Annotated in this window: 22 protein-coding genes, 3 tRNA genes and 2 pseudogenes; 11 read left to right on the top strand and 16 right to left on the bottom strand. The window is 71.8% G+C overall.

Going from position 1 to position 23,138, the window contains the following annotated elements; translation table 11 throughout:
- Nucleotides 1-365: 365 nt before the first annotated feature.
- Nucleotides 366-905: a bacterial proteasome activator family protein gene (locus OP18_RS20550; RefSeq protein WP_033360583.1), complete on the bottom strand. Its 540-nt coding sequence runs from the start codon at nucleotides 903-905 to the stop codon at nucleotides 366-368.
- Nucleotides 906-988: 83 nt separating this feature from the next.
- Here OP18_RS20550 and OP18_RS20545 point away from each other — a divergent pair, with 83 nt between their 5' ends.
- The 3 genes from OP18_RS20545 (at nucleotide 989) to OP18_RS20535 (ending at nucleotide 5,029) form a co-directional block, all read left to right on the top strand.
- Nucleotides 989-1,807, top strand: coding sequence for an alpha/beta hydrolase family protein (locus tag OP18_RS20545; protein ID WP_033360582.1), 819 nt, complete (start codon nucleotides 989-991; stop codon nucleotides 1,805-1,807).
- A gap of 81 nt (nucleotides 1,808-1,888) precedes the next feature.
- Nucleotides 1,889-3,097, top strand: coding sequence for an ABC transporter substrate-binding protein (locus OP18_RS20540; RefSeq protein WP_033360581.1), 1,209 nt, complete (start codon nucleotides 1,889-1,891; stop codon nucleotides 3,095-3,097).
- Nucleotides 3,098-3,427: 330 nt separating this feature from the next.
- A complete protein-coding gene (locus OP18_RS20535; protein WP_156089656.1) occupies nucleotides 3,428-5,029 on the top strand; it encodes a peptidase MA family metallohydrolase in 1,602 nt (533 codons plus the stop codon).
- A gap of 41 nt (nucleotides 5,030-5,070) precedes the next feature.
- Here OP18_RS20535 and OP18_RS20530 read toward each other — a convergent pair whose 3' ends face one another.
- Nucleotides 5,071-5,319, bottom strand: coding sequence for a hypothetical protein (locus tag OP18_RS20530; RefSeq protein ID WP_033360579.1), 249 nt, complete (start codon nucleotides 5,317-5,319; stop codon nucleotides 5,071-5,073).
- An 88-nt stretch (nucleotides 5,320-5,407) separates the two neighbouring features.
- A complete protein-coding gene (locus OP18_RS20525; RefSeq protein WP_033360578.1) occupies nucleotides 5,408-6,772 on the bottom strand; it encodes an ABC transporter substrate-binding protein in 1,365 nt (454 codons plus the stop codon).
- Nucleotides 6,773-6,881: 109 nt separating this feature from the next.
- Between OP18_RS20525 and OP18_RS20520 the strand changes: the two genes are divergently transcribed.
- Together OP18_RS20520 and OP18_RS20515 are read left to right on the top strand one after the other, a co-directional pair.
- Nucleotides 6,882-7,319, top strand: a complete 438-nt coding sequence (locus OP18_RS20520) for a PaaI family thioesterase (protein ID WP_245635467.1) — start codon at nucleotides 6,882-6,884, stop codon at nucleotides 7,317-7,319.
- A gap of 48 nt (nucleotides 7,320-7,367) precedes the next feature.
- A complete protein-coding gene (locus tag OP18_RS20515) occupies nucleotides 7,368-7,760 on the top strand; it encodes a hypothetical protein (protein ID WP_033360577.1) in 393 nt (130 codons plus the stop codon).
- Between the two features lie 1,727 nt (nucleotides 7,761-9,487).
- Here the strand turns inward: OP18_RS20515 and OP18_RS52780 are convergent.
- Nucleotides 9,488-10,144, bottom strand: a complete 657-nt coding sequence (locus tag OP18_RS52780) for a hypothetical protein (protein ID WP_052387033.1) — start codon at nucleotides 10,142-10,144, stop codon at nucleotides 9,488-9,490.
- Nucleotides 10,145-10,433: 289 nt separating this feature from the next.
- Here OP18_RS52780 and OP18_RS20505 point away from each other — a divergent pair, with 289 nt between their 5' ends.
- Nucleotides 10,434-10,763: a PadR family transcriptional regulator gene (locus tag OP18_RS20505; protein ID WP_211273613.1), complete on the top strand. Its 330-nt coding sequence runs from the start codon at nucleotides 10,434-10,436 to the stop codon at nucleotides 10,761-10,763.
- Nucleotides 10,760-11,797: a hypothetical protein gene (locus OP18_RS20500; RefSeq protein ID WP_033360575.1), complete on the top strand. Its 1,038-nt coding sequence runs from the start codon at nucleotides 10,760-10,762 to the stop codon at nucleotides 11,795-11,797. The genes OP18_RS20505 and OP18_RS20500 overlap by 4 nt, the downstream gene beginning before the upstream one ends.
- A 122-nt stretch (nucleotides 11,798-11,919) precedes the next feature.
- Here the strand turns inward: OP18_RS20500 and OP18_RS20495 are convergent, their stop codons facing one another.
- The 11 genes and pseudogenes from OP18_RS20495 to crtI form a co-directional block, all read right to left on the bottom strand.
- Nucleotides 11,920-12,477 carry a Uma2 family endonuclease gene (locus tag OP18_RS20495; RefSeq protein WP_081970934.1) on the bottom strand — a complete coding sequence of 186 codons (558 nt, stop codon included), beginning with the start codon at nucleotides 12,475-12,477 and terminating at the stop codon, nucleotides 11,920-11,922.
- Nucleotides 12,478-12,849: 372 nt separating this feature from the next.
- On the bottom strand, nucleotides 12,850-13,167 hold the full coding sequence (locus tag OP18_RS20490; protein ID WP_033360574.1) for a helix-turn-helix domain-containing protein: 318 nt from the start codon (nucleotides 13,165-13,167) through the stop codon (nucleotides 12,850-12,852).
- Nucleotides 13,164-13,529 (bottom strand): type II toxin-antitoxin system RelE/ParE family toxin, encoded by a 366-nt coding sequence (locus tag OP18_RS20485; RefSeq protein ID WP_033360641.1) that lies wholly within the window; start codon nucleotides 13,527-13,529, stop codon nucleotides 13,164-13,166. Before OP18_RS20485 ends, OP18_RS20490 begins: the two co-directional genes overlap by 4 nt.
- Nucleotides 13,530-13,775: 246 nt before the next feature.
- Nucleotides 13,776-13,889: pseudogene (locus tag OP18_RS62575) on the bottom strand (DUF6193 family natural product biosynthesis protein); the annotation flags it as partial.
- A 206-nt stretch (nucleotides 13,890-14,095) separates the two neighbouring features.
- Nucleotides 14,096-14,169, bottom strand: a tRNA-Phe gene (locus OP18_RS20480).
- A 13-nt stretch (nucleotides 14,170-14,182) separates the two neighbouring features.
- Nucleotides 14,183-14,256: transfer RNA gene (locus OP18_RS20475), tRNA-Asp, on the bottom strand.
- A 31-nt stretch (nucleotides 14,257-14,287) separates the two neighbouring features.
- A tRNA-Glu gene (locus OP18_RS20470) sits at nucleotides 14,288-14,360 on the bottom strand.
- A 132-nt stretch (nucleotides 14,361-14,492) separates the two neighbouring features.
- Nucleotides 14,493-15,374: a polysaccharide deacetylase family protein gene (locus tag OP18_RS20465; RefSeq protein WP_052387032.1), complete on the bottom strand. Its 882-nt coding sequence runs from the start codon at nucleotides 15,372-15,374 to the stop codon at nucleotides 14,493-14,495.
- A 148-nt stretch (nucleotides 15,375-15,522) separates the two neighbouring features.
- The gene (locus tag OP18_RS20460) at nucleotides 15,523-16,437 is read right to left on the bottom strand and encodes a MerR family transcriptional regulator (RefSeq protein WP_033360573.1); all 915 of its coding nucleotides are present in this window, start codon (nucleotides 16,435-16,437) and stop codon (nucleotides 15,523-15,525) included.
- The gene (gene idi / locus OP18_RS20455; RefSeq protein ID WP_033360639.1) at nucleotides 16,434-16,967 is read right to left on the bottom strand and encodes an isopentenyl-diphosphate Delta-isomerase; all 534 of its coding nucleotides are present in this window, start codon (nucleotides 16,965-16,967) and stop codon (nucleotides 16,434-16,436) included. Before idi ends, OP18_RS20460 begins: the two co-directional genes overlap by 4 nt.
- Nucleotides 16,968-17,005: 38 nt before the next feature.
- Entirely contained in the window at nucleotides 17,006-18,502 is a 1,497-nt protein-coding gene (gene crtI / locus OP18_RS20450) for a phytoene desaturase family protein (protein WP_033360572.1), read from the bottom strand.
- A gap of 72 nt (nucleotides 18,503-18,574) precedes the next feature.
- Here crtI and OP18_RS20445 point away from each other — a divergent pair.
- Nucleotides 18,575-19,474: pseudogene (locus OP18_RS20445) on the top strand (phytoene/squalene synthase family protein); the annotation flags it as partial.
- Nucleotides 19,475-19,602: 128 nt separating this feature from the next.
- Nucleotides 19,603-20,889 (top strand): cryptochrome/photolyase family protein, encoded by a 1,287-nt coding sequence (locus OP18_RS20440; protein WP_033360571.1) that lies wholly within the window; start codon nucleotides 19,603-19,605, stop codon nucleotides 20,887-20,889.
- Nucleotides 20,890-20,893: 4 nt separating this feature from the next.
- On the opposite strand, the gene OP18_RS20435 is transcribed toward OP18_RS20440, so the two are convergent.
- On the bottom strand, nucleotides 20,894-21,586 hold the full coding sequence (locus OP18_RS20435; RefSeq protein WP_033360570.1) for an HAD family hydrolase: 693 nt from the start codon (nucleotides 21,584-21,586) through the stop codon (nucleotides 20,894-20,896).
- Nucleotides 21,587-21,626: 40 nt separating this feature from the next.
- Here OP18_RS20435 and OP18_RS57345 point away from each other — a divergent pair, with 40 nt between their 5' ends.
- A complete protein-coding gene (locus OP18_RS57345; protein WP_156089655.1) occupies nucleotides 21,627-21,800 on the top strand; it encodes a hypothetical protein in 174 nt (57 codons plus the stop codon).
- Between the two features lie 30 nt (nucleotides 21,801-21,830).
- A complete protein-coding gene (locus OP18_RS20430; protein WP_063745550.1) occupies nucleotides 21,831-22,853 on the top strand; it encodes a mechanosensitive ion channel family protein in 1,023 nt (340 codons plus the stop codon).
- The last annotated feature ends 285 nt before the right edge of the window (nucleotides 22,854-23,138 follow it).

Raw genomic sequence — 23,138 nt, 5'->3', positions numbered from 1 at the left:
CGCGGCCCGAGGCGGGCGCGAGCCGCTGTGGGCCGACCCTCGAAACCATGGCGCCGACCCCGACCCTCATCGGGGCGGTCCGCGACCTGGCCGTGGAGGTGCAGGCCGCACTGCCCTGCGGGCCCGCCCGCGGGACTCCGGCGCGAACCCGGAACCGTCGCAGGACCACCGACAGCGGCGCCAGACGTGAACCCCCGACGCCGGGGCGCCGCGCGGGACCCCGGCGGGCCGCCATCGCAGGCCGACCCCACGGCGACGCCGGGCGGCCACCGGTCATCGACGGCAGCGACCCGGCGTCATCACCCGCCACGACGGCGGGTCGACCCAGGAGCCGGGAAGGTGCGCGGCTCCCGGGTCGACCACTGCTACAGGTACTGACCGGTGCCCGTCGGCGTCGGCTGGGCCGGGTGGCCCGGCATCCCGCCCGGCCCGCCGGTCAGCGCGGGCCGGCCGCGCATCTGCTCGAGCTGGACCCGGGCCGCCATCTGCTGGGCGACGAGGGCCGCCTGGATGCCGTGGAACAGGCCCTCCAGCCACCCGACCAGCTGTGCCTGGGCGATGCGCAGCTCCGCCTCGCTCGGCGTCGAGCCGTCCTCGAACGGCAACGACAGCCGCTCCAGCTCCTCGCGCAGCTCAGTGGCGAGCCCGTCCTCCAGCTCCACGATCGAGCGGCGGTGGATCTCCTTCAACCGGCTGCGGCCGGCCTCGTCGAGCGGGGCGGCGCGAACCTCCTCGAGCAGCTGCTTGATCATGCTGCCGATCCGCATGACCTTGGCGGGTTGCTCGATCAGCTTGCTCGGGTCCTCCGCACCACCCTCCTCATCGGTGGACATGGTGCCCAGCGGACGTCCGTCGGGCCCGACCACCAGCACGGTGCGCGACTCGTCCTGCGCCTCATCTGCCATGGTCTCTAGTCTTGCCTACCCGTCGTTCGTACGACCACCAAGGGCCCCTGTTGCCACGCTTCGTGACGCGCTAACGTCGCCCCGTGACGAGTGATCCCCGCGAGGTGCTGAGCCGGCCCGCCCGACCCGCCGACTTCACCCTGCGGTACGGCGAACACCCTGATCAGTTGGCCGACGTCCGGCTGCCGGCGGTGGCGGGTGCGCCGCTCGTGCTGTTCATCCACGGCGGGTTCTGGCGCAGCGAGTGGGACCGCGCCCACACCGGCCCGCTCGCCGCCGACCTCGCCGCCCGGGGGTACGCCGTGGCGACCGTCGAGTTCCGCCGCACCGGGCAGCCCGGCGGCGGCTGGCCGGGCACGTTCTCCGACGTGGCGTCCGCCGCGGTCGCCGTGCCCGTCCTGCTCGCCAAGGAGATCGCGCACCACGGGCTGCGTCCCGTCGCGGTCGACCGGCCGATCCTCGCCGGGCACTCGGCCGGCGGGCACCTCGCACTGTGGTACGCGGCGGTCGCACCCGACGCGGTCGGCGGGGTCGTCGCCCTGGCCCCGGTCGCCGACCTGACCCGCGCGCACGAGCTCGACCTCGACGACGGCGCCGTCGCGGACCTGCTCGGCGGCCCGCCCGACCGGGTCCCCGAGGCGTACGCGGCGGCGGATCCGATGCGCAACCTCCCGTCGAAGGTCCGCACCGTCATCGTGCACGGCAGCGACGACCCGATCGTGCCCGTCGAGCTGTCCAGGGACTACTGCCGGGCGGCCCGCCGGGCCGGCGACGACACCACGCTGGTCGAGCTGGCGGGTGTGGAACACTTCGGTGTGATTGACCCGATGTCGTCCGCCTGGCCCGCCGTGCTCGCCGCGTTCGGCACGGTGACCAGGGGCGAGGCCGAGACCGCCGATTGACTGTGCGCCGCGATGGCGGTAGAACGCAGCGTGGGTGTCGAGGTCCTCTCGCCGCCGCAGGGTGCTGGGGAGGAAAAGCACGTGTCCCACCTGAACCGCCGCCAGGCGCTCCGACTCTTCGCGGCCGCGGGCGTGGCAGGCGCGGCCGCACCGCTACTCTCCGCATGCAGCAGCGGCTCCGACAGTGACTCCAGCACCGCGCTGCCGTCCGGGCCGCCGGTCAAGATCGGCATGATCGTGCCGTTGACCGGCAGCCGCAAGGATCTCGGCAACGAGATGGACAACGGCTTCCAGCTGTACCTCAAGACGCACGAGAACAAGCTCGGCAACCGCGAGGTCCAGCTGGTCAAGGTCGACGAGGGCGAGACCGCCGAGACCGGCAAGGCCGCCGCCGAGAAACTGATCAAGGAAGACCGCGTCCTGGCGCTCACCGGCGTCGCGTCCGCCGCGGCGATGATGGCGATGAAGGACACGATCGAGAGCGCCGCCGTGCCGCTCGTCGGGTCCAACGCCTCGCCGACCGCGCTGCAGGGCGTCAAGTACATCTGGCGCACCTCGTTCGTCGCCAGCGAGCCCGGCCAGGCCCTGGCCAAGTGGGCCGCGGACAACGCCGGCGGCTCCGTCGCGATCGTCGCCGCCGACTACCCGGGCGAGGACGACGAGGCCAAGGCCTTCCTTGACGCCTTCGTCAACGCCAACGGCAGCGTCAGCGGCGGCGGCATCCGCTTCACGCCGTTCCAGTCGAAGGACTACGGCCAGGTCCTCAACCAGGTGAAGAACTCCGGCGCGACCGCCATGTTCGCCTTCTACGCCGGCACGTCCGCGGTCGACTTCGTCAAGCAGTACAAGGCGGCGAAGTTCCCGGCGAGCTTCAAGCTGTTCGCGCCCGGCAGCCTCACCGAGGGCTACGTGCTCAAGCAGCAGGGCGAGGACGCCAAGGGCATCTACACCGCGATGAACTACTCGCCCGACCTGGACAACGCGGCCAACCGCCGGTTCATCGCCGACTACCAGAAGTCGTTCGGCACGATCCCGTCGACGTACGCGATGGCCTCCTACGACGCGGCCGCCGTGCTCGACAAGGCGATCGGCGACGCGAGCCGCCCCCAGCTGGACTCGTTCTCGCTCAACGCCGCCATCGGCAAGCTCGGCCAGATCGACAGCCCGCGCGGCGGCTGGCAGTTCAGCCAGAACCGGACCCCGCTGCAGCGCTGGTACCTGCGCCAGGTCCGCCTGGACGGCGCGCTGCTGTCCAACGTGCTGACCGCGGAGCTGACGACGCTGGGGTAGCCGGGGCGGGGTCGACAAGGGGCGCCGGCCTGTCGGAGGATGTGGTTCCGCTCCTCGACGTCGGCAGGCAATGTGACCATCCCCGAACCGGCCGCCGCGGCGCCCACCGCCGCCTCTTCGACCGACGCCGCACCTGCCGGCGTCACCACGCCGCCGGACGCCACGGCTGCCGTTGCCCCGGCGCCCACCGTCCCGGCGCCGGTCATTCCCGCGCAGCCCGGCCCTCCCGCGGCTGAGACCGTGCCCGGGGCTTCGCCTGAGCCGACCGCCGCCGCGGCGCAGTCCCCGGCGCCGCAGGTCGCTCCGCCGCAGGCACCCGGCGTCACACCCGTGCAGGCGCCCCCACGGGCGGTGCCGCCCGGCGCGCCGGCACAGTTCGTCCCGCAGCAGCGCATGCCGTTCCCGGGACCTGCACCGCAGGGGCTGCCGCAGCAGTACGCGCCGTCGCAGCAGTACACCCCGCCGCAGCAATACGCGCCGCAGCAGTACGCGCCGCCGCAGCAGTACGTGCCGCCGCAGGGGTATCCGGGGCAGTTCGGGGCGGTGCACGTACATCAGCAGCCGCCGCAGCAGACATTTCCCGGCTATGCCTACGGGTGGCCGCCGCAACTGCCCCCACAACCGCGGCGCAGCTTCCTGTGGCCCGTCCTCACCGCCCTGCTGGTGGTCAGCATGGTCCTCGCCCTCGGCGGCGCGGCGGCGGCCGCCTGGGCGCTGCGCGGCGGGGGCGGCGGCGAGACCGACCTGGTCTCCTCCACCTGGGTCGACATGCGCTCCGGCGTCGGCGGCAAGGCGATCGAGGAGCTGCTGGGGCGGCGCACCCAGGCGGTCAAGAACAAGGATCTCAACGTCTGGATGTCGGACGTCGAGCAGACCGACGCGGCGTTCGTGAAGCGGCAGAAGCAGCTCTTCGACAACCTGGTCAAGCTGCCGTTCTCCGACATCAGCTTCGACCGGACCCGGCTGCCCGCGCGGCAGCTGGCGAAGTTCCTGCCGACGCAGCTGTTCGACCGGTACCACGCGGCGGTGCACGTCGAAGCGGTCACCATCCGGCACCGGGTCGAGGGCGTGGACAGCAAGACCGTCGCGACGCCCTGGATGCCCGTCGTGGCGCTGGTCAACGGCAAGTGGCGCATCGTCGGCGACGCGGCCGGCAAGGACATGCCGCTCGGCGCGAACGGGCAGCCGTGGGACTCGGCCGGGCCCGTGGCGGTGCTGCGCAACGATCGCGTCATCGCCGTGGTCTCCGCCGACGACGCCGAGCGCGGCCGCAGCCTGCTGCAGCTCGCCGACACCAGCATCAGGCAGGTCATCGACGTACGCCCGGCCGGCTGGGACGGCAAGGTGCTCGTCACGGCCGTACAGGACAAGCGGATCTTCGACACGTACTTCGCCGAGTCGCAGGAGCGCGTGGCGCAGGTCGCGGCGATCGCGGTGCCGTACTACAACCAGGTCGGCGACTGGGCGACGTCGCCGGCGTACAGCTCGACCCGGGTCGTGTTCAACCCGACGCAGCTGACGGCGCAGACCGAGGAGCTGGCACACGACCTCACGCACGAGTTCGCGCACGCCGCGATGGGCCCCGTGACGACCGCCAGGACGCCACGGTGGGTGGTGGAGGGGTTCGCGGAGTACGTCGCGTACAAGAAGGAGAAGGTGTCCGCGGCGGGCATCCGCCAGGTGCTCGGCGACCTCGTGGTGTCGACCCTGCCGACCGACGCGGAGTTCTACGCCGAGCCGCGCAACTACATCGCCAGCTGGCTGGCGAACCGAATGATCGCCGAGACGTACGGGCAGGCCAAGCTCATCGCGTTCTACGAGGCGTTCCAGAACGTCGCGGAGGTCGAGTCCGCGGCCCGCGACGTGCTGGGCATCGGCGTGAGCCAGCTCGAGCAGCAGTGGCGGGACTACGTAGCGAAGCAGCGCGGCTGAGGGTCGCCCCCGGGCCGCGCTGCTTCGGTGGTCCGTATCGGTCAGACCGTCGCCGGGGGCAGCCCGCCGTCGCCGTCCACGACCTGCTCCGGCGTGCCGTCCTCATCGATGTCACTCATCGTGATGTCGACCTTGCCGTCGCCGTTGGTGTCGAACTGGAACACGTCGGCCTTGCCGTCGCCGTCCGTGTCGATCGCCCACAGGTCGGGCTTACCGTCGTTGTTCGTGTCGCCGACGAGGAGTTCGATGCGCTGGTCGCCACGCGTCTCGACGATCTCGTTCTCGCTCATGCTGCGGGTCCTCTCACGGTCGGTCGGGGGAAACCTGATCCAACGCGGGCCTTGGCGCCCCCGGCTGGACCTTCGCGGTCGCGGTTCGTTATGCCGTTGGTGCCTTTATGCCCGCGGCGACCAGAGCTTTAATCACCAGCGCCGACTCGTCGAAGCCCACCAGCAGGATCGCGGTCGCCCCGAAACTCTTGATCTGACCCGCGATCGGCGTGAACAGCTTCGTCGCGTCGGCCTTCGGGTCGTAGGTGTCCTTCGCCTCGTACTTGAGGACCAGCATGTTCGGCGGCTTGATGCCGGCGGCGGTGAGGTCGCTGCGGACCCCCTCGGACAGGCCGCTGCCGTACGAGTCGTCCCGGGCGATGATCGCGACCTTGGTGTGCCCGTCCCGCATGATGATGTCGGCGATCGCCTTGGCCTGCAGGAAGTCCGGCGGCGACGTCCGGAAGAACAGCCCCTTGTCGTCGAACTTCGTCAGCTCGTCGGACGTCGCCGACGGCGAGATCATCACCTTGCCGGCCTGCGCGACCCGCGGGATGACGGCCTTGCTCACGCCCGACGCCCCGGCGCCGATGATGACCTGGACGTTCGCGGAGATCAGCCGCTCGACGGTCGCCTTCGCGGTGTCCGGGTTGGTGCCGTCGTCACCCTCCTCGACCAGCACCTGCTGGCCGAGCACCCCGCCCGCCTCGTTGATCTCCTTGACCGCCAGCTTGGCGGCGGCGAACATCGGCGGCCCCTGGAACGCCAGCGCGCCGGTCTTCGGCAGCAGCAGGCCGAACTTCAGCGCCGGACCCTTCCCGCCGCCCTTGTTGCCGCCCGCGGCCGGCGGCGGGGCCGTCTTGTTCTCGGTCTTCTCGTCACCGGCGCCGACGAACTCGGTCTTCGCCTCGTCGATGGTGTTGTTGCGGCCGAAGTTGAGCACGCCGTACATCGCGGAGGACGGCTCACCGGCGTCGGTGAAACCACTGCGGCGCAGCGAGATCCCGCGGTACTTGAAGTCCTTGCCCGACTTGGCGGCGGTCAGGCACGCGGCGATCGTGTCGCACACGTTCTCACCGGTCGTCACGCCGATCAGCTGCTTGGCGATCGACGCGGACTCGACCGACTTGCCGGCCTCCGCGGCCAGCGCGGCCACCACGACGGCGTCATAGGCCTCGCCCGCGTAGTTGAAGTCCGTGAGGCTGGCGTCGATGGACCGGACGCGGCGCTTGAAGTCCTCGCTGAGCGGCGTCAGCGGGGTCGTGCCCTTCATGCCGGCGAGCACCGCCGGTGAGTCCTTGAGCGCCTCACCGAACGAGTTGGCCATGTTGCCATCAGAGCCATAGAAGTGAATGTCACTCTTTGTCTCAGTGTCGCCGTCACTCTGCGCGGTGGAACCGCAGCCGGACGCGGTGAGCAACAGACCAATCGCGGTGATTGCTCCCACGATGGCTTTGGCCGACCGTGCGCGCATGAGTGTTTCTCCTCCCCAAAGGTGCCGTGCGCACCATAGCGCGGTCTGGTCGCGGACTTAAGTGGGGAGGTGGCCGCCGCCCGCGTACCACCCGGTAACGTGGGGCGGCATGGAGGACACTGGCGTCACCGAGCGTGACACCCTGCCCGACGGCATGTCGATGCAGGGTTCCCTGGCTGAGCGTATGGGCATCACGTTGCTGGAGGCCTCCCCCGAGCGGGTCGTCGCCACCATGCCCGTCGCCGGCAACACCCAGCCGTACGGCCTGCTGCACGGCGGCGCCTCGGTCGTCCTCGCCGAGACGCTCGGCTCGATCGGCGCGGCCCTGCACGCCGCCCGCCTCTTCAACGGCATCGCGGTCGGCATCGAGGTCAACGCCACCCACCACAAGGCGGCCCGCGACGGCCTCGTCACCGGCGTCGCCACCCCCCTCCGGCTCGGTGGGATGATCGCCTCGTACGAGATCGCCATCACCGACGAATCGGGCGACCGCGTGTGCACAGCCCGCCTGACCTGCGCACTGCGCCGCACCTCGGCCGGGTCGTAACCGCCGGTCCGGTGCGCACGGCTTGACTGGGCCACATACGGTGTCGGCGTGGATGAGCCGGGAGACGAGACCTACCAGGACGCCGCCATGGTCCTGGAGTCCGCCCTTGCGGGCGACGGAGCGGGCGTGGTCCACACCTTCGACGCGGTCGTCGACCGCCGCGGGATGAGCGCCGCCTACGACGTGGCCTGGCGCCTCGCCGGCGAGATGGTCGGCGAGAACCTCGCCCGCGGCCCGTGGCGCCTCGAGTTCCCCGACATCGACGACGCCAACTACGACAAGCGCTGGGTCGCCCGTTTCGTCAGCGCCTACGTCAACGAGGACATCCCCAGCGGCACCGCACTGTTCACCGTCGCCCTGGTCGACGGCAAGCTCCCCGACTGCCTGATGACCCTCGCCGGCTCCGCCGTGGCTACCCTCCGCCGCCGAGGCGCCGCGTAGCGCAATCTCTGCACTTGCAGAATCGCAGTCGATGCGGCATGGTTGTGCATACGTCGTTACCGAGCGTCGCAGCGCCCGAACCCCTGACCGTGTGTCGACTGAGGGGTCCGCGCGGTCGGGTGAACGGGCGGGCGCTCGCCTAGCCAACTGGCCTTGGCGACCCCGGGCGCCCGCCCCCTTTTTCTCGTTCGCCACGAGGGGGCCTGCCGCCGATGCCGCACACCTGCCAACGACCCTGTCCCACGGACGCTGCTGCCGCACTCGGGTACCGCACCGGCGCTGACCTGACGAGCCGGGGCGCACCGGTGATGCTGCTCCCGGCTAGGCCGGCTGCCGCTCCCGCGGCGGCATCGGCACCCGTCACGGTGGCAGCGCTCATGGCGATGCCGGCAGTGGTGGCACCCGTGGTACTTCCCGCGCTGGCGAAGACGCCGCCGATGCCCACGCCGGCGCCCGCAGTGCTGCCGAGGCCCGCAATGCTGCCGGTGCCTACGGCGGTGCCCGCGCCAACAGTGCTGCCGGTGCCTACGGCGGTGCCCGCGCCAACAGCGGTGTTGGTGCCTACGGCGGTGCCCGCGCCAACAGCGGTGTTGGTGCCTACGGCGGTGCCCGTGCCTATGGCAGTGCGGATGCCCACGGCGGTGCCGGCGTCGGCGGCCTCGGCGCCCGTGGGCTTGGCGTTCATAGCCTTGGCGCCCGCGGGGTCGACGCGCGCGAGATTGGCGCCCGCAAGGTCGACGCCTGCGGGATTGGCGCCTGCGGGGTCGGCGCCTGCGGCGACGCCGGCGCAGACGGCAGCCGCTCGGCCGGCGGAATCCGCGGGTAGAAGGCACGCGGGGGCATCCGTGGCGGCGTCCGCGCCGACGAAAGTGCCGACGCCAACGCCGGTCCCAGTGCCGACGCCAACGCCGGTCCCAGTGCCGACGCCAACGCCGGTCCCAGTGCCGACGCCAACGCCGGTCCCAGTGCCGACGCCGACGCCGACGCCGACGCCAACGCCAACGCCAACGCCAACGCCGACGCAGGTGCCAACGCCGACGCCGACGCCGGTGATCGCAGCGGTGATGGTGCCCCCGGCGGTTGCGGCGTCTACGGCGATTCCGGTGCCCGCGGCAGGGGCAGCGGCACGCTCCGGATGCCTGCGCCATGCCAAGAAGCGGCCAGCCGTGCGCCCGGAGCGCCGACCAGACGTGAGCGACCTCGCTCAGATCCGCTGTCTCGTCTGCCGAGCCACACAACCACACCCGAAGGCGTGCCGTGGTCGTCCGGGCGCCGCGGGCCGGCCGCAGCGGGGGAGCCGCGCCGCATGAGCTCCGTGCACTACTCCCAGGTCGCCGCCGACCGGATCGCGGCCGCCAATCGCGCCGTCGGTATCCACGTCGAGTCGGCCACCAGCGACCGGTGCGCGGCATGCGACCAGCCGGCGCCGTGCGCGTTCCGCCGGGCCGCCGAAGGGACGCTGCGTGCCTACAACCGGCTGCCTCACCGCTTCCCAGGTCTCACCCTCCGTTCCTCAGGCGCCACCTTCCTTCCACCGCTATCGGTCCAGCCGCGTCCGCGACCCGCCGGGCCACCGGCGGTCGACGCTCAACCGGCGGCATTCCCCGGCAAGCCTCAGGCCCTGCCCGTGCCGCGAACCGGCCAGCGCGCGACCCGCGGGCGGTCGGTCGCGGCGGCGTTCGGCTGGTTCACCGCGGGAGGGTGCGGCGAACCGGTCAATGCGCCCCTCAGCCGGCCCGCCCCGGCAGGTCCCCCGGCGCATCTCCAGCCGCCGTGCCCGAGGACCCCGCCGGCGGCCCAGGATCACCACCTAGCGGCTCCGCAGCCCGGCCGTCGCCCTCCACCGCCCCGTCGTCAGTCCCCGCCGCCGATGGCCGCCCAGACCCCGCAGCGTCAGCCGCCGGACCAGGACGGGTCTCACCGAGCAGTTGCAGGCGCTGGCGAATCGCGCCGTCCGTCCGTCCCAGCTCAACGGTCAGGGTCTTGATGGTGGCGCCCTCGCGGAAGCGCCGCACCAGCAGGTCGAGGTCGGCCGGCTCCCACGGCTGACCCGACCGGGGCGCCGTCGCGGGTCGGGGACCCCGTGCGTCATACGACAGCCAGCCGCCCGCGGGCGTCGGGCCCGGTGGTGAACCGCCGCCGCGGAAGCCGGCGAGCGCCGAGGCGAGCAGCTGCCCGACGTCGGCCGCGTCGCCGGTCGGCAGCTCGGCGACGAGCTCGGTGAACACATACCCGGAGTCCCACCCGACGAGCCGCACCCCGACCACGCCGGAGCCGTCGTCGAAGGCGGTCACGTCATAGCTGCGGTGGTCGAGCATCAGGCGGCGCCGCACGTCGGTGCCCCGGGCCGGACGGTGGTCGAAATCCCAGTCGAAGTCGCTCATGCCCGGCACGCTACGACGAGGGTCCGACACTTCCCGGCCTCCGTGACGTCCCCGTCGCGAACCGTGACGACGGTCCCTGGCGAGAAGCGGCAGACCGGTCCGGAAGCTGGATGAGCGCCTACCGCAACATAACGATCTTGACGAACCCGAACCCGAACCCGAACCCGAACCCGAACCCGAACCCGAACCCGAACGGAAGCGCCGCGACCCCACGGTCCAGCCCTCCACCGGCAAGACCTTACGGTTGCCGATATGCATCGGTAACCGTAAGGTCAACGACATGGCTGCCATGCGGGAACCCACGTTCCTCATCCTGACCGCCCTCGCGCCCGGGGCGTTACACGGCTACGGGCTCATGCAGGAGGTCGGCGAGCTGTCCCACGGAGAGGTAGCGCTCGGGGCGGGGACGCTCTACGGGGCGCTCGACCGGCTCGCCGAGCAGGGGCTCATTGCCGTCGACCGGGAGGAGGCCGTGGACGGGCGGCTGCGCCGGTACTACCGGCTGACGGACGACGGCGCCGCCGCACTCGCCGCCGAGGCGGAGCGCCTGCGGCGGCACGCCTCCGCCGCGGTCACGCGGCTACGGCGGCGGGGCTACCCCAGCGCGGCGACCGCATGAGCCACGCGCTGCGCCGCCGGTACGGGCGGCTGATGCTGGCCTATCCGGGCGCCTACCGCCGCGAGTACGGGACCGAGATTGTCACCACGCTCATGGATGCCGCCGGGCCCGGGAAGGAGCGGCCGACCGCCGGGGAGGTCCGGGACCTGCTGCTGGGCGGGCTGCGGCAGCGGTTCCGGCTGCCGGTCGGGCGGCTCATGATGCTCGCCGCGGTGTTGACCGCGCTCACCGCCGGGGCGCTCGGCGCCGCCGCCGGGTCGGCGGTCGGCTGGGTCACGCGGCCGGCGCCGCCCGCCGACGCGGCCGTCGTCGAGATCGCCGGGCTGCCAGCGGGCAGGCCCACCCGGATCGACGTGTCGCGGCAGCCGGAGGCATACGGACTGCGGTACCAGATCATGACCGGACTGGTGGCGGCGAACGTCCCGTGGTCGGCCGAGCAGAGCGCGGCCCGGCTCGAGGCGGCGGGCTGGCGGGTCCACCCGGCGGTAACCGGGACGACTGAGGTCACCTACCTGGACGCGAGAGGCGACACGACCCGCACCGCTGGGACGACGGATCTGTTCGCGGAGCGTGCCGGGATCCTGATCGACGTCTCCGTCGTGGCGTCGCGGGACGGCGGCGACGAGCTCACGCTGCTCGTCGTGCCCGCCGAGCCCGCACCGGTCCTGCCGCTGACACTGCTCGGCGCGGCGCTCGGCCTGGTCGGCGGCTGGCTGCTCGTGGCCCGGCTCGGGTACCGGCTGCGCCGGATTCCGCCTTGGCAGCGGGCCGCGATCGGCAACCTGGCGGGCGTGGCCTGGCTGCTGCTCGCGCTACCGTCGATCGGCGTCTACTACCTCGCCTGGCGAGCCGTCTCCGGGCTGGCGCACAGCACCGTGCAGCCGAGCCCGGCCGCGTACAACGGCTACGTCTACGATCTCGACCTGAGCCCATTTGCCGCCGCTGGGCTGCCCCTCGCAGCGGTCGTCGTCGTGCTGGCACTCGGGGCCCGCCCGCGCCGGGCGGTGCCGGATCAGCCTGACGTGGCGAGGTAGCGCAGACCCCGCCGTTAGGACGGCGCGGAGGTTCGGGTCCAGGTCTCGGCTCAACTCGGCTGGCGCCGCGCTCGTCTGCCGCGCCCTGCCGCCCGGGGTCCCGTGTGAATCTGCCGTCACGCTCAGCGGCGCATCAGGTCCCGGGTGTCGATCTCAATGGCGAACGGCACATCGGACGAGAGGACCTCGCCGTGCTTGGCGACCGCGTGTTCGACGTAGTGGCCGCCGTCGAGCCGCAGCAGTCGGAGTGTGACCTGGACTTCCTCGTCGCGTTCGGCCAGGAGGTACCAACCGATCCGGGCAGCGGCGTAGAGATGCATCTTCACCAGCCGGTCGGCGGCGGCGTTTTTGGGGGAGACCACCTCGCCGACCAGGGTCACGTCTGACGCCTCGAACGTGGTCGGCTCGTCGGTGTCGGTGACCGCCAGATCCGGAATCACGATCCGGTCGGTCTGAAGTCGCAGGTTCACCGCCTCGAACGTCCATAGGTCAACCGCCGACGCCCCGGGCTCCAGCGCGTTGGCCAAACGCCGGGAGAGGTGCTGGTGGCGCGGGGTGGGCGCCGGGCTCATCAACAAGCTCCCATCGATCAGTTCGAAGCGATTTGTCGTCTCACCGAGCGCGAAGTAGTCATCTTCGGTCCACGGCCCGTGGTGCTGGTCGAGTGCGGCGATGCTCACGCTGGTTTCACCTCCCGGTAGCTGCCCCGCCAGTGTCCCACGCGTGGTACGTCGGCCGGCGGCCTGATCGCGTGGGTTCACGATCAGTCAAGGGTCAGGGCATGACCGTCCGCTGCCTGGCGACCTGCCACTGCCACATAACGATCTTCGGACAGGCGGTGAGATACAAAGACCCCGACCTGCATTTCCGCTGGTCGGGGTCTGTAAAGCCCGGCGAAGAGCTTTGTGGGCAGGGGCGGGGTCGAACCGCAGACCTTCCGCTTTTCAGGTGTCGGCGGCTCTGCATGGAAGACTCGAACGCCAAGCCAACGCGTGTCGCGCTATCTCCAGCAACCCGGACATGTTCGCCGCCGTTGCTACACGACTCTGCGATCAGGCAATGGCGGTGATGTCTCCGTCGTCGAAGTAGATGGCCTGGTGGAGGCGACCACCCAGAGCAACGGCGTAGCGGGCGAGAACCTCTTGACCCGAGACCTTGCCTTGCTCGATCTGGGAGACCCGGCCTTTGGTGACTCCCATGCGGTCGGCGACCTGCTGCTGAGTGAGGCCACGACCGCGGCGCGCTTCGGCGAGGCGGTGACCGGTGACCTCGGCCAGCAACTCCTGCTTTCCGGCCGCGACAGCTTCCTCGCCGCCCGCCTGCTCCACGAGTTCGCCTCGGATGTCGCTCCAGCGCACGTAGCTGCTCATTGCTGGCCCCCCTCTTCCTGTGCCCGTTCTTTCAAGTAGATCTCGTAACGCTGCTCCGCCAGCGGTATCGCCTCTCGATACCAGCCTTCCCATTGCGCTGCCTTGTCGCCGGCGACGAGCAGGATGCTGGATCGCCAAGGATCGAAGACGAAGAGGATTCGCATGGTGCCCGGTCGTAGCTCTTTGAGGTTCGCCAGCGACGAGTGGGTGATGGTGTCGACGAGGGGCCGACCGAGGCCCGGTCCACTTTCGGCGAGTGCGTCGATCGCCTGGACAACCCGCGCTTTGGCTGCCGGTTCCAGAGAGAAGATCCAGGTGCGGACCTCGTTGACGACGTAGATACCCCACTCCGATGTGGCCACGGAGAAAGTATAGCGAAAACTATACCGACTAGCGCCCTGGCGACCCGTGGCGGTTACCACCTCAACTGCTTGAATCGTCAGGTGGTGGGAGATGGGCAGCCAGCAAGGCGGCCGCCTGCTCGGGGCTTGTCGTCTCCCCGAGCAGCGTGGCATAGCCCGACGCATAGACCTGATAGGTCTCGAGTCCACAGACGAGAAACGGCAGTTGGTCGCTGTCCGGACCCCAGGAGGGCCGTCGGAGAGGAACTTCAGCGTGCCATGTGTCGGAAACGGGTAGAGCGCACGCAGCCGCGGCTGGGCAGATGCCGCCCGAACGATCAACTCATCGCCTTGCCTGGTGCCTGGCGTCCGTTCGAGCAGATACCGTCACGCGGTCTCGATGTCAGGCGCCTCAGTCACCAGCCGATCCTGCTGCGTGTGGACGTCGGCAGCAAGCGCCTGCCGACCGTCCGCCGTCAAGATAGCCGCTGTTGCTACATTTTGATCTTTGTGGTCGACCCGACAAACAAAGACCCCGACCGGCGTTTCCGCTGGTCGGGGTCTGTAAAGCCCGGCGAAGAGCTTTGTGGGCAGGGGCGGGGTCGAACCGCCGACCTTCCGCTTTTCAGGCGGACGCTCGTACCGACTGAGCTACCTGCCCAAGATGGGCCTTGCGGTCCTGACGGGACTTGAACCCGCGACCTCCGCCTTGACAGGGCGGCGAGCACTCCAACTGCTCCACAGGACCTTGCTCAAACTGCTCCGGGCGAACCCGGTCGTGCCCCCAACGGGATTCGAACCCGTGCTACCGCCTTGAAAGGGCGGCGTCCTGGGCCGCTAGACGATGAGGGCGGCCCCGCAATCATCGCATACTCTACGACTTGTGCGGTGTTGCTCCCATCCGGCCCCGCCGGAGGCTTTCAGAGCATACGTGACCCCTTCCGCGATCGCCAAATGGGTATCCGTCGTGGTCTGACGGGGCCCTCAGTTGGGCAGTGCGATCAGGGTGTACTTCTGCTTGAGCTCGGGCAGGAGGGTCTTGTAGGCGGCGAGGGTGGCGCTGCGGTCGCCGCCGCCGTCGTGGGACAGGATGACGCCGCCGGGCCTGGTGTTGTTCCGGACGGTGGCGATGATGTGCTGGGTCATCTGGTCGCCCTTCCACTTCTGGGTGTTCCAGTCCGACGGGTCGACGGTCCAGCCCAGGGAGATCATGCCCAGCTCGCGGGCGACCTGCACGGCGGTGGGGGTGAAGTTGCCGCCGGGGTGGCGGAAGTACTTGATCTGCGCGTCGGGGACGGCCTTGCGGATCTCGTCGTTGGTGCGCTGGAGGTCGGCGCGGATGGTGTCGGCGGACTTCTTGCCGAGCTTCTCGTCGTGCTTCCAGGTGTGGTTGCACAGGGTGTGACCGTCCTTGACGATCTCCTGCACGTACTGGGGGAACTCCTGCACGGCGACGCCGACCACGCAGAACGTGGCCTTGATGTTCTGCTGGCGCAGCATGGCGAGCAGCTTCGGGGTGTCGGCGCTCGGGCCGTCGTCGAAGGTGAGAGCGACCTGCGCGCCGCCGGTCTGCCGCATGATGCCGTCGGACGAGGCTGAGGCGGGCGCCGAGGCCGACGGCGACGCGGCGGCGGAGGCCGACGCGGACGGGGCGGCCGATGCGGAGGCGCTGGGCTTGCCGGCCTGCGCGGTGGAGTCGCTGATCGGGTGGGCCTGGGCGCCGCCGCCCTGGCCGCCGTCGGCGAGGCCGGACTGTGCCGCAGCCCCGTGCCACGACGCCGTGGGCGCTTCACTGACGCCGCAGCCGGCGAGGGCCAGTGCGGCGGCGCTGATCAGCGCTCCTAGGGCGAGTCGGGTGCGGGTCATCGTGGGCTCCGGTGATCGAAGGGGTGCGGCGTGCGAAGGCACACGCTAATCACCAGACGCCCCGGTAACCCTCCGGCGTTCAGCCCATGGCACGAAGCCGGGAGTACCTCGACAAGGGACTTTTACGCAGAAGGAGGCAGCATTTCTCTCAGGCGAGGGCCGCGGTCAGCATGACCAGCGCCTCGGTCAGGTTCGCGGGCGTCGACACCCCGGGGGGCAGACCGGCGACGTCCCAGCCCGGTCCGGCGGCGGCGACGACCAGCGGCCGGCGCGGCATCGTGAGGATCGGCTCCAGCTGCCCCGGGTCGCCGGTGGTCCGCAGCTGCGACCACACGAGCACCGCGAGGGGGCCGGTCCGGCGCACGGCGCCGGCCAGCGCCGACGGCGGCACCCGGGCGCCGAGCATGCGGGTCGGGACCCCGGAGGCGGCCAGCGCCGCGCCCACCGCCTCCAGGGGCAGGCTGTGCTGCTCCTCGTCGGCGCAGGCGAGCAGGATCTGGGCGGGCAGGGTCGGCTCCGGACGGGGCACCGCGCCGAAGACGGCTGAGACGCAGCCGGACAGCAGGTGCTCGACCTCCACGAGGCCGCCGGTGGCCGCGTGCCGCTGGCCGATGGCGCTCAGCACCGGTCGCAGCACGTTGTCCCAGGCGACGACGACGCCGAGGTCGTGCACGGCGGCGGCGACCCGCTGCCGGACGGCGGGCGCGTCGAGGCGCACCGCGGCCCGGTGCAGCCCGCGCGCCGCCGCGACCAGGTCCGGGCTGGACGAGGAGAACGGCGCCGGCGCGGGCGCGACCGCGGAGGAGGCGGGACCGAAGAGTCCCGGCACGCGGGCGTCCTGCAGCGCCCAGCGGGCGGCCTCACTCGGCGCGACACCCTCGACGATCAGCCGCTGCATCACCTCGAGGCGTTCGATGTCCTGTTCGGTGTACCGGCGGTGGTGCCCCGGCTCGTGCAGCGACGGGCCCATCCCGTAGCGCTGGTGCCAGGTCCGCAGGGTGGTGACGGCGACGCCGAGCCGCCGGGCCACCGCGCCCGCCGAGTACGCCGCCGCGGCCGTCATGCCGAGGAGCCCTGCCAGGCCGCGACGACCCCGGCCAGCCAGGGCGCGTACCGGTCCGGCGTCTGCGACAGCCGCGCCGCGAGACCGTCGGCGGCGACCCACTCGACCGCGGCCACCTCGGCCGGGTCAACCGCGAAAGCGCCGGTGAACGACCCGACCAGCACGTGGTCGTACTCGAACTCGACCCGCCCGGTGGCCGGGTCGGCGGCCTGGTAGACGTACACGCCGACCTCCCGCAACGGCACGGTCGTCACACCGAGCTCCTCGGCCAGCCTGCGGCGCGCCGCGTCCGTGACCGTCTCGCCCGGGGCGGGGTGCCCGCAGCAGGCGTTGGCCCAGCGCAGGGCGAACCTGGTCTTCACCGCCGCGCGCTGCTGCAGCAGCACCCGGCCGTCGTCGTCGACGAGCATGACGGAGAAGGCGCGGTGCAGCTGCCCGGGCGCGCGGTGCGCCTCGTCGACGGTGGCCGCGCCCACCGCGCCGCCGACCGTGTCGACCAGCTCCACCAGCTGCTGTTCCCGAGAACTCAGCCCATGGTTCGCGGCTCCTCCGCTGCCCTCCGGACCACTCACGACGTCACTCCCGTAATACGCTGCGCTGCCAACCGGCCAGAGATGAGGACCATCGGCACGCCGACACCCGGCTGGGTGCCCGACCCGACGAAGACCACATTGGACAGTGTGGGGTGGAGGTTGCCCGGCCGGAAGGGCCCGGTCTGGCGCAGCGTGTGCGCGGCGGCGAACGGCGTGCCCGCGGCCATGCCCTGATCGGCCCAGTCGGCCGGGGTGATGAACCGCGAGACCTCGATCGCGTCGCCGAAGCCGATGTACCCCCGCTGCTCCAGCGTCTCGATGAGCTCGCTGCGGTACGTGCCGCTCAGCGAGCCGCGCCAGTCCAGCAGCGGGGCGGTGAGGTTCGGCGTCGGCGCGAGCACGTAGTAGGTCTGGCGGCCCTCGGGCGCCAGCGACGGGTCCGTGTGCGTGGGGTTGGTGACCAGCACGGACGGGTCGCTCATCAGCCGCCCCTGGTTGATGACCTCGTCGAAGGTCTCCCGCCAGGCCCGCCCGAAGTGGATGTTGTGGTGGGCGATCGCCTGGTACGACTGCCGCGACCCGACGTGCAGCACCACGCACGACGGCGAGTACCGCAGCCGCCCCAGCAACGGGTTGCGCCACCGCGCCGGGGGCAGCAGGTCCCGGTAGGCCACCGGCAGGTCCGGGTTGAGCACGACGGTGTCGGCGGCGAACCGGCGGCCGTCGGCGCACACCACGCCGGTGGCCCGGCCGTTGGCGACGGAGACCGACTCGACCGTGGTGTCGTAGTGGATGGTCACCCCGTGCTTGGTCGCCACGTCGGCCAGGGCGCGCGACACGGCGTGGATGCCGCCCTTGGGGAAGTAGACCCCGGCGACGGAGTCGAGGTACGCGATCACCGCGTAGAGGGCGAGCGCCTGGTGCGGGGCGACACCCGCGTACATCGCCTGGAAGGAGAAGATCCGCCGGGTGCGCGGGTCCTTGAAGTAGCTGTCCACCTTCGCCTGCAGCCGGCCGAAGCCGCCGCGGCGGACCAGCCGCCACAGGTTGGCGGTCACGAGGTCCTGTGGGCGGTCGAGGTTGCGGTCGATGAAGTCGTCGCGCTCCAGCCGCCACAGCTCCCGCGCGTCCTCGACGAAGCGCAGGTAGCCGTCGGCCTCGCGGGCGCCGCAGACCCTGGCGACCTCGCCCGCCATCCGGGCGGTGTCGGCGATGACGTCCAGCGTCGAGCCGTCGGGGAAGTGCGCCCGGTACGCCGGATCGAGCCGGGTCATCGGCAGCCACCCGGCGAGATCCTCCCCGACGGTGCCGAGAAGGTCCTCCAGCAGCGACGGCATGGTCAGCACGGTCGGGCCCGTGTCGAACTCGTAGCCGGACATGGAGAGTTTCCCGGCCCGGCCACCGGGGTAGTCCTCCCGCTCGAGCACGGTGACCTCCCGCCCCGCGGCGGCGAGCCGGATCGCGGCCGACAGACCGCCGAGACCTGCGCCGACGACGACCACCCGATCGGTCGGTCCTTTCACTACCCGCATTCGGCAAGCGTAGCGTAGGCTCCGGGTTGCGTCGATTGCTGCGTCGGTTTGCGTCGAACTTGGAGGTCCACCATGGAGCCAGCGCCCCTGACCGCCGCCTACGAGCGGTGCCGCGCGCTGCACCGTCACCACGGGCGGACCTACTACCTGGCGACGAGGCTGCTGCCCGCCTGGAAGCGCCGGCACGTGCACGCGCTGTACGGGTTCACCCGCTACGCGGACGAGATCGTCGACCGCTCCGGCGCGGTCACCCCGCAGGAGCGGGCGAGCGAGCTCGAGGCGTGGGGCCGGCAGTTCGTGCGCGGCCTGGAGGGTGCGCCGACCGGCGACCCCCTGCTGCCGGCGGTCCTGCACACCATCCAGGTCTTCGACATCGACCTGGAGGACTTCCGCAAGTTCCTCGACAGCATGGCGATGGACCTCACCGTCACCGACTACGAGACCTACGACGACCTGCTCGGCTACATGGAGGGCTCGGCGGCGGTGATCGGCACGATGATGCTGCCGATCCTCGAGTCGACCGACCGCGCCGCCGCCCGCGAGCCCGCCCGGCAGCTGGGCCTGGCGTTCCAGCTCACCAACTTCATCCGCGACGTCGCCGAGGACCTGGAGCGGGGCCGGATCTACCTGCCGGCCGAGGACCTGCGCCGGTTCGGGGTCACCCGCGAGGACCTGCGGCTGGCCGCGCGCGAGCGGCGCAGCAGCGAGAAGATCAAGAGCCTCATCGTGTACGAGGTGCAGCGCGCCCGCGCCCACTACATCGCCGCGGCGAGGGGGATCCCGATGCTCGCGCCGAGCTCGCAGGCGTGCATGCGGGCGGCGTTCCGGCTGTACGGCGGCATCCTCGACGAGGTCGAGGCGCAGGATCACGACGTGTTCGTCCGGCGCGCCACCGTGCCGAAGGCCCGCCGGATCGCCGTCGCGCTGCGCTGCCTGATGACCCGCCCCGGCGCGCCGGTGCCGATCCCGGGCACGCCCGCCGACGGGTTCGACGAGGTGGCCGCCCTCGCCGGCATCGTGCCGCCGGCCGTGCCGCTGCCCCGCGAGCCCGCCGTCGAGGTGCACGTGCCGGCGGTGCTCGACCTGCGCGGCAGCGCGGCGTGAAGGTCGCCGTCGTCCTGTTCACCCGCGACCTGCGGGTGCACGACAACCCGGCCCTGGCCGCCGCGGCCCGCGCCGCGGAGCGGGTCGTGCCGCTGTTCGTGCACGATCCCGCGATCCGCGCCGGCGAGCAGCGGCGGCGCTTCCTCGACGGGTGCCTCGCCGACCTGAAGGCGTCGCTGCGCCGGCTCGGCGCCGACCTCGCCGAGCTGCGCGGCGACCCGGTGACCGAGGCGGTCCGGGTGGCCAGGGCGGTCGGCGCCGAGGGCATCGGCGTCGCCGCGGACGTCAGCGGCTACGCCCGCCACCGCGAGCACCGCCTGCGCGAGGCGTGCGAGGCCGAACGCGTCGCGCTCAAGACGTTCCCCGGCGTGACCGTGGTGCCGCCCGGCGCGGTGCGCCCCGCCGGCGGCGACCACTACCGGGTCTTCACCCCGTACTGGCGCGCCTGGCAGGCCCGGCAACACCGGGAGGTCGAGGGTGCGCCGCGCGCCCTGCGCCTGCCCGACGGGCTGCCCGCGTCGTGGTTGCGGGACCGTCCGGCCGTCGAGGACGGCGCCGGCGGCGAGTCCGCGGGGCGCCGCCGGCTGGCCGCCTGGCTGCCGCAGCTGTCCGCGTACGAGGACAACCACGACGCGATGGCGGCCGACCGGACCTCCCGGCTGAGCCCCTACCTGCACTTCGGCTGCGTGTCGCCGGGCGAGGTGGCCGCACGCGCGGCCGGGCGGCCGGGCGCCGAGCCGTTCGTGCGGCAGCTGTGCTGGCGCGACTTCTACCAGCAGGTCCTGTACGCGTTCCCCGACCTGCGGCACAAGGCGTACCGGGCCACGGCGCAGGAGGCCTGGCGCGACGAGTCCGACGCGCTGCAGGCGTGGCGGGAAGGGCACACCGGCGTGCCCGTCGTCGACGCCGGCATGCGGCAGCTGCTCGCCGAGGGCTGGATGCACAACCGGGCCCGCCTGATCACCGCCTCCTACCTGACCAAGCACCTCGGGGTGGACTGGCGCGCCGGCGGCGACCACTTCTTCGACCTGCTGCTGGACGCCGACGTCGGCAACAACTACGGCAACTGGCAGTGGGTCGCCGGCACCGGCAACGACACCAAGCCCTACCGCCGCTTCAACCCCGTCCGGCAGGGACACCGCTTCGACCCGCGGGGCGACTACGTGCGCCGTTACGTGCCCGAGCTGGCCGCCGTGGAGGGCAAGGCCGTGCACGAGCCGTGGACCCTGCCGGAGGCGCGGCGCAAGCAGCTGGACTACCCGGCCCCGCTGGTGCTGCCCTAGGTCGTCAGGCGGTGGTCAGGGCGACCCGGAACGCCGTGGTCAGCGCCTCGTCCAGGTGCTCCAGCAGGTCCTGCGGGTTGGCGTAGACCGCCGCGGCGCCGTGGTCGAGCAGCTCCGCCGCGGACACGCCGCCGCAGGTCAGGCCGATGCACGGGATCGACAGCGCGCCGGCGGCCTTGACGTCCCAGACGGAGTCGCCGACGAACACGACCTCCCCGGCGTCCAGGCGGGACCGGCGCAGCGCCACCTCCACGATGTCCGGCGCGGGCTTGCTCTCCCCGGCGTCGTCGGCACTGGTCACCGTGTCGATGACCGGGTCGGCGTCCAGGCAGTGCAGCAGCGCCTCCAGCTCCGGCTTCGACGCCGACGTGGCGAGCACGTTGCGCAGCCCCCGCTCGGCGCACGTCCGCAGCAGCCGCCGCGCCCCGGGCAGCCGGCGCAACGCCGTCCAGCTGGTCGCGTACAGGCTGGCGTGCGCCGCCCGCAGCGCGTCGTCGTCACCGGGGTCGTGGTCCTCGCCCAGCAGATGGTCCAGGATCTTGTCCGAGCCCATGCCGATCGCCCGGTGGATGCGCGCGCACTCGACGTCGTGCCCGTACTGGCGAAACGCCTGCCACCAGGCCGTCGTATGCAGGTAGACACTGTCGATGAGGGTCCCGTCGACATCAAAGAGCACACCGGTCACTGGTTTGGTCATGCGTCCGTTGTACCCACCCGCGGGGGGTTTCACTGGAAATATGACCGAGTCACAGGCACGGGTACTGGAGCCGTTCCCCGGCTTCGACGTCGACGACCTCGGCGACTTCGCGGTGGAGCACCGCAGCGTCACCCTGGCCGACCAGCTGGCCGGCGGCCCGGAGCACGCCGCCGAGCCGGAGAGTCCGAAGGGGCTGGCCGGCATGGACGATTGAGTCCGGCGATGGATGGGCATGCCTCACCGTATGGTCCGTGATGCCCTCGGCGACGTCGTCCGCTTCGTGCCGTCACTGCTGCTGTTCCTGGTCATCCTGCTGGCCGGCTGGGGCCTGGCGGTGCTGCTGCGCGCCGGGGTGCGCAAGCTGCTGGCCACGGTCGGCTTCGACCGGCTGGCCGAGCGCGGCGGCGTCGGCCGGGCGCTGGCCCGCACGAACTTCGACGCCGGCGACCTGATCGCCAAGCTGGTCTACTACGCGGTCCTGCTCTTCACGCTGCAGATCGCGTTCGGCGTGTGGGGCCCCAACCCGGTCTCCGAGCTCATCGACACCGTCGTGTCCTGGCTGCCGAGGGCGGCCGTCGCCGTGATCATCGTGGTTGTCGCCGCGGCCCTGGCCGGCGGCCTGCGCGACCTGGTGACCGAGGCGCTCGGCGGCCTGCCGTACGGCCGGCTCCTGGCCAACCTGGGCTACTGGTTCATCCTCGGGCTGGGCGTCATCGCGGCGCTGAACCAGATCGGCATCGCCACGACGGTGACCACCCCGGTGCTCATCGCGGTGCTCGCCACGGTCGCCGGCATCCTCGTCGTCGGGGTCGGCGGCGGCCTGGTCCGCCCGATGCAGCAGCGCTGGGAGACCTGGCTGACCCGGGTCGAGCAGGAGGCGCCCGCGGTGTCCGAGCGGGTCCGCCAGGCCGCGCAGACCCGCCGCGAGGAGGCCGAGGCGCGCCGCGCGGCGGAGGCCGAGGCCGCCCGCCAGGCCGAGGAGGCCCGCCAGGCCGAGGCCGCCCGGCAGGCCGAGGAGGCGCGCCAGGCGGAACGGGTCCGCCAGGAGGAGGCGTCCCGGCGGGCCATGGCGAGCCTGGTGGCCGAGCGCTCCGCCCCCGCCGACGCACCGACCATGATCGTCCCGACCGTCCCGCCGGCCGTGCCCCCGGCGCCGGGCGCACAGCAGAGCGGCCAGCTCCAGGTCCCGAGCCAGCGCCCGGTGACCCCGCCGGTGACCGACTCCGACCAGACCGTGGCGATCAACCCCCCGCGCGACGACACCTGACCGCGCCGCCCACAGCACCCCGATAGCCGACCCGCCCCGACAGGGGCGGGTTTGTCGTTTCGTGCGCAACCATCACAAAGCGCCTCCGCCGGTTATTTGCCCGCAGGCCGGATCAGTTGGACATTGCAATTCGTTGATATGCCGCAATGGCCGCCACGGCAAACCCTCGACATTGCCCTACAACCCCTGTTCGGCGCTTTTCTGCGGAGTGATTGCCCCTGTTCCGCGGTCTCGAAAACTGGCATGTTGTGACGGCGTATATCGAACATTCGAGATATGCGGCGA

The organism is Dactylosporangium aurantiacum, from assembly GCF_000716715.1.
Taxonomy (GTDB): Bacteria; Actinomycetota; Actinomycetes; order Mycobacteriales; family Micromonosporaceae; genus Dactylosporangium; species Dactylosporangium aurantiacum.
The sequence above is the reverse complement of the archived record's forward strand: the minus strand, read 5'-3'. Positions and strand labels throughout refer to the sequence as shown.

Coding starts and splice junctions, on each gene's coding strand:
- OP18_RS20550 (WP_033360583.1), bottom strand. CDS start 905: ATGGCAGATGAGGCGCAGGACGAGTCGCGCACCGTGCTGGTGGTCGGG.
- OP18_RS20505 (WP_211273613.1), top strand. CDS start 10,434: ATGCGGGAACCCACGTTCCTCATCCTGACCGCCCTCGCGCCCGGGGCG.
- OP18_RS20500 (WP_033360575.1), top strand. CDS start 10,760: ATGAGCCACGCGCTGCGCCGCCGGTACGGGCGGCTGATGCTGGCCTAT.
- OP18_RS52780 (WP_052387033.1), bottom strand. CDS start 10,144: ATGAGCGACTTCGACTGGGATTTCGACCACCGTCCGGCCCGGGGCACC.
- OP18_RS20435 (WP_033360570.1), bottom strand. CDS start 21,586: ATGACCAAACCAGTGACCGGTGTGCTCTTTGATGTCGACGGGACCCTC.
- crtI (WP_033360572.1), bottom strand. CDS start 18,502: ATGCGGGTAGTGAAAGGACCGACCGATCGGGTGGTCGTCGTCGGCGCA.
- OP18_RS20460 (WP_033360573.1), bottom strand. CDS start 16,437: ATGACGGCCGCGGCGGCGTACTCGGCGGGCGCGGTGGCCCGGCGGCTC.
- OP18_RS20430 (WP_063745550.1), top strand. CDS start 21,831: ATGGTCCGTGATGCCCTCGGCGACGTCGTCCGCTTCGTGCCGTCACTG.
- OP18_RS20525 (WP_033360578.1), bottom strand. CDS start 6,772: ATGCGCGCACGGTCGGCCAAAGCCATCGTGGGAGCAATCACCGCGATT.
- OP18_RS57345 (WP_156089655.1), top strand. CDS start 21,627: ATGACCGAGTCACAGGCACGGGTACTGGAGCCGTTCCCCGGCTTCGAC.
- OP18_RS20465 (WP_052387032.1), bottom strand. CDS start 15,374: ATGACCCGCACCCGACTCGCCCTAGGAGCGCTGATCAGCGCCGCCGCA.
- OP18_RS20530 (WP_033360579.1), bottom strand. CDS start 5,319: ATGAGCGAGAACGAGATCGTCGAGACGCGTGGCGACCAGCGCATCGAA.
- OP18_RS20520 (WP_245635467.1), top strand. CDS start 6,882: ATGGAGGACACTGGCGTCACCGAGCGTGACACCCTGCCCGACGGCATG.
- OP18_RS20490 (WP_033360574.1), bottom strand. CDS start 13,167: ATGAGCAGCTACGTGCGCTGGAGCGACATCCGAGGCGAACTCGTGGAG.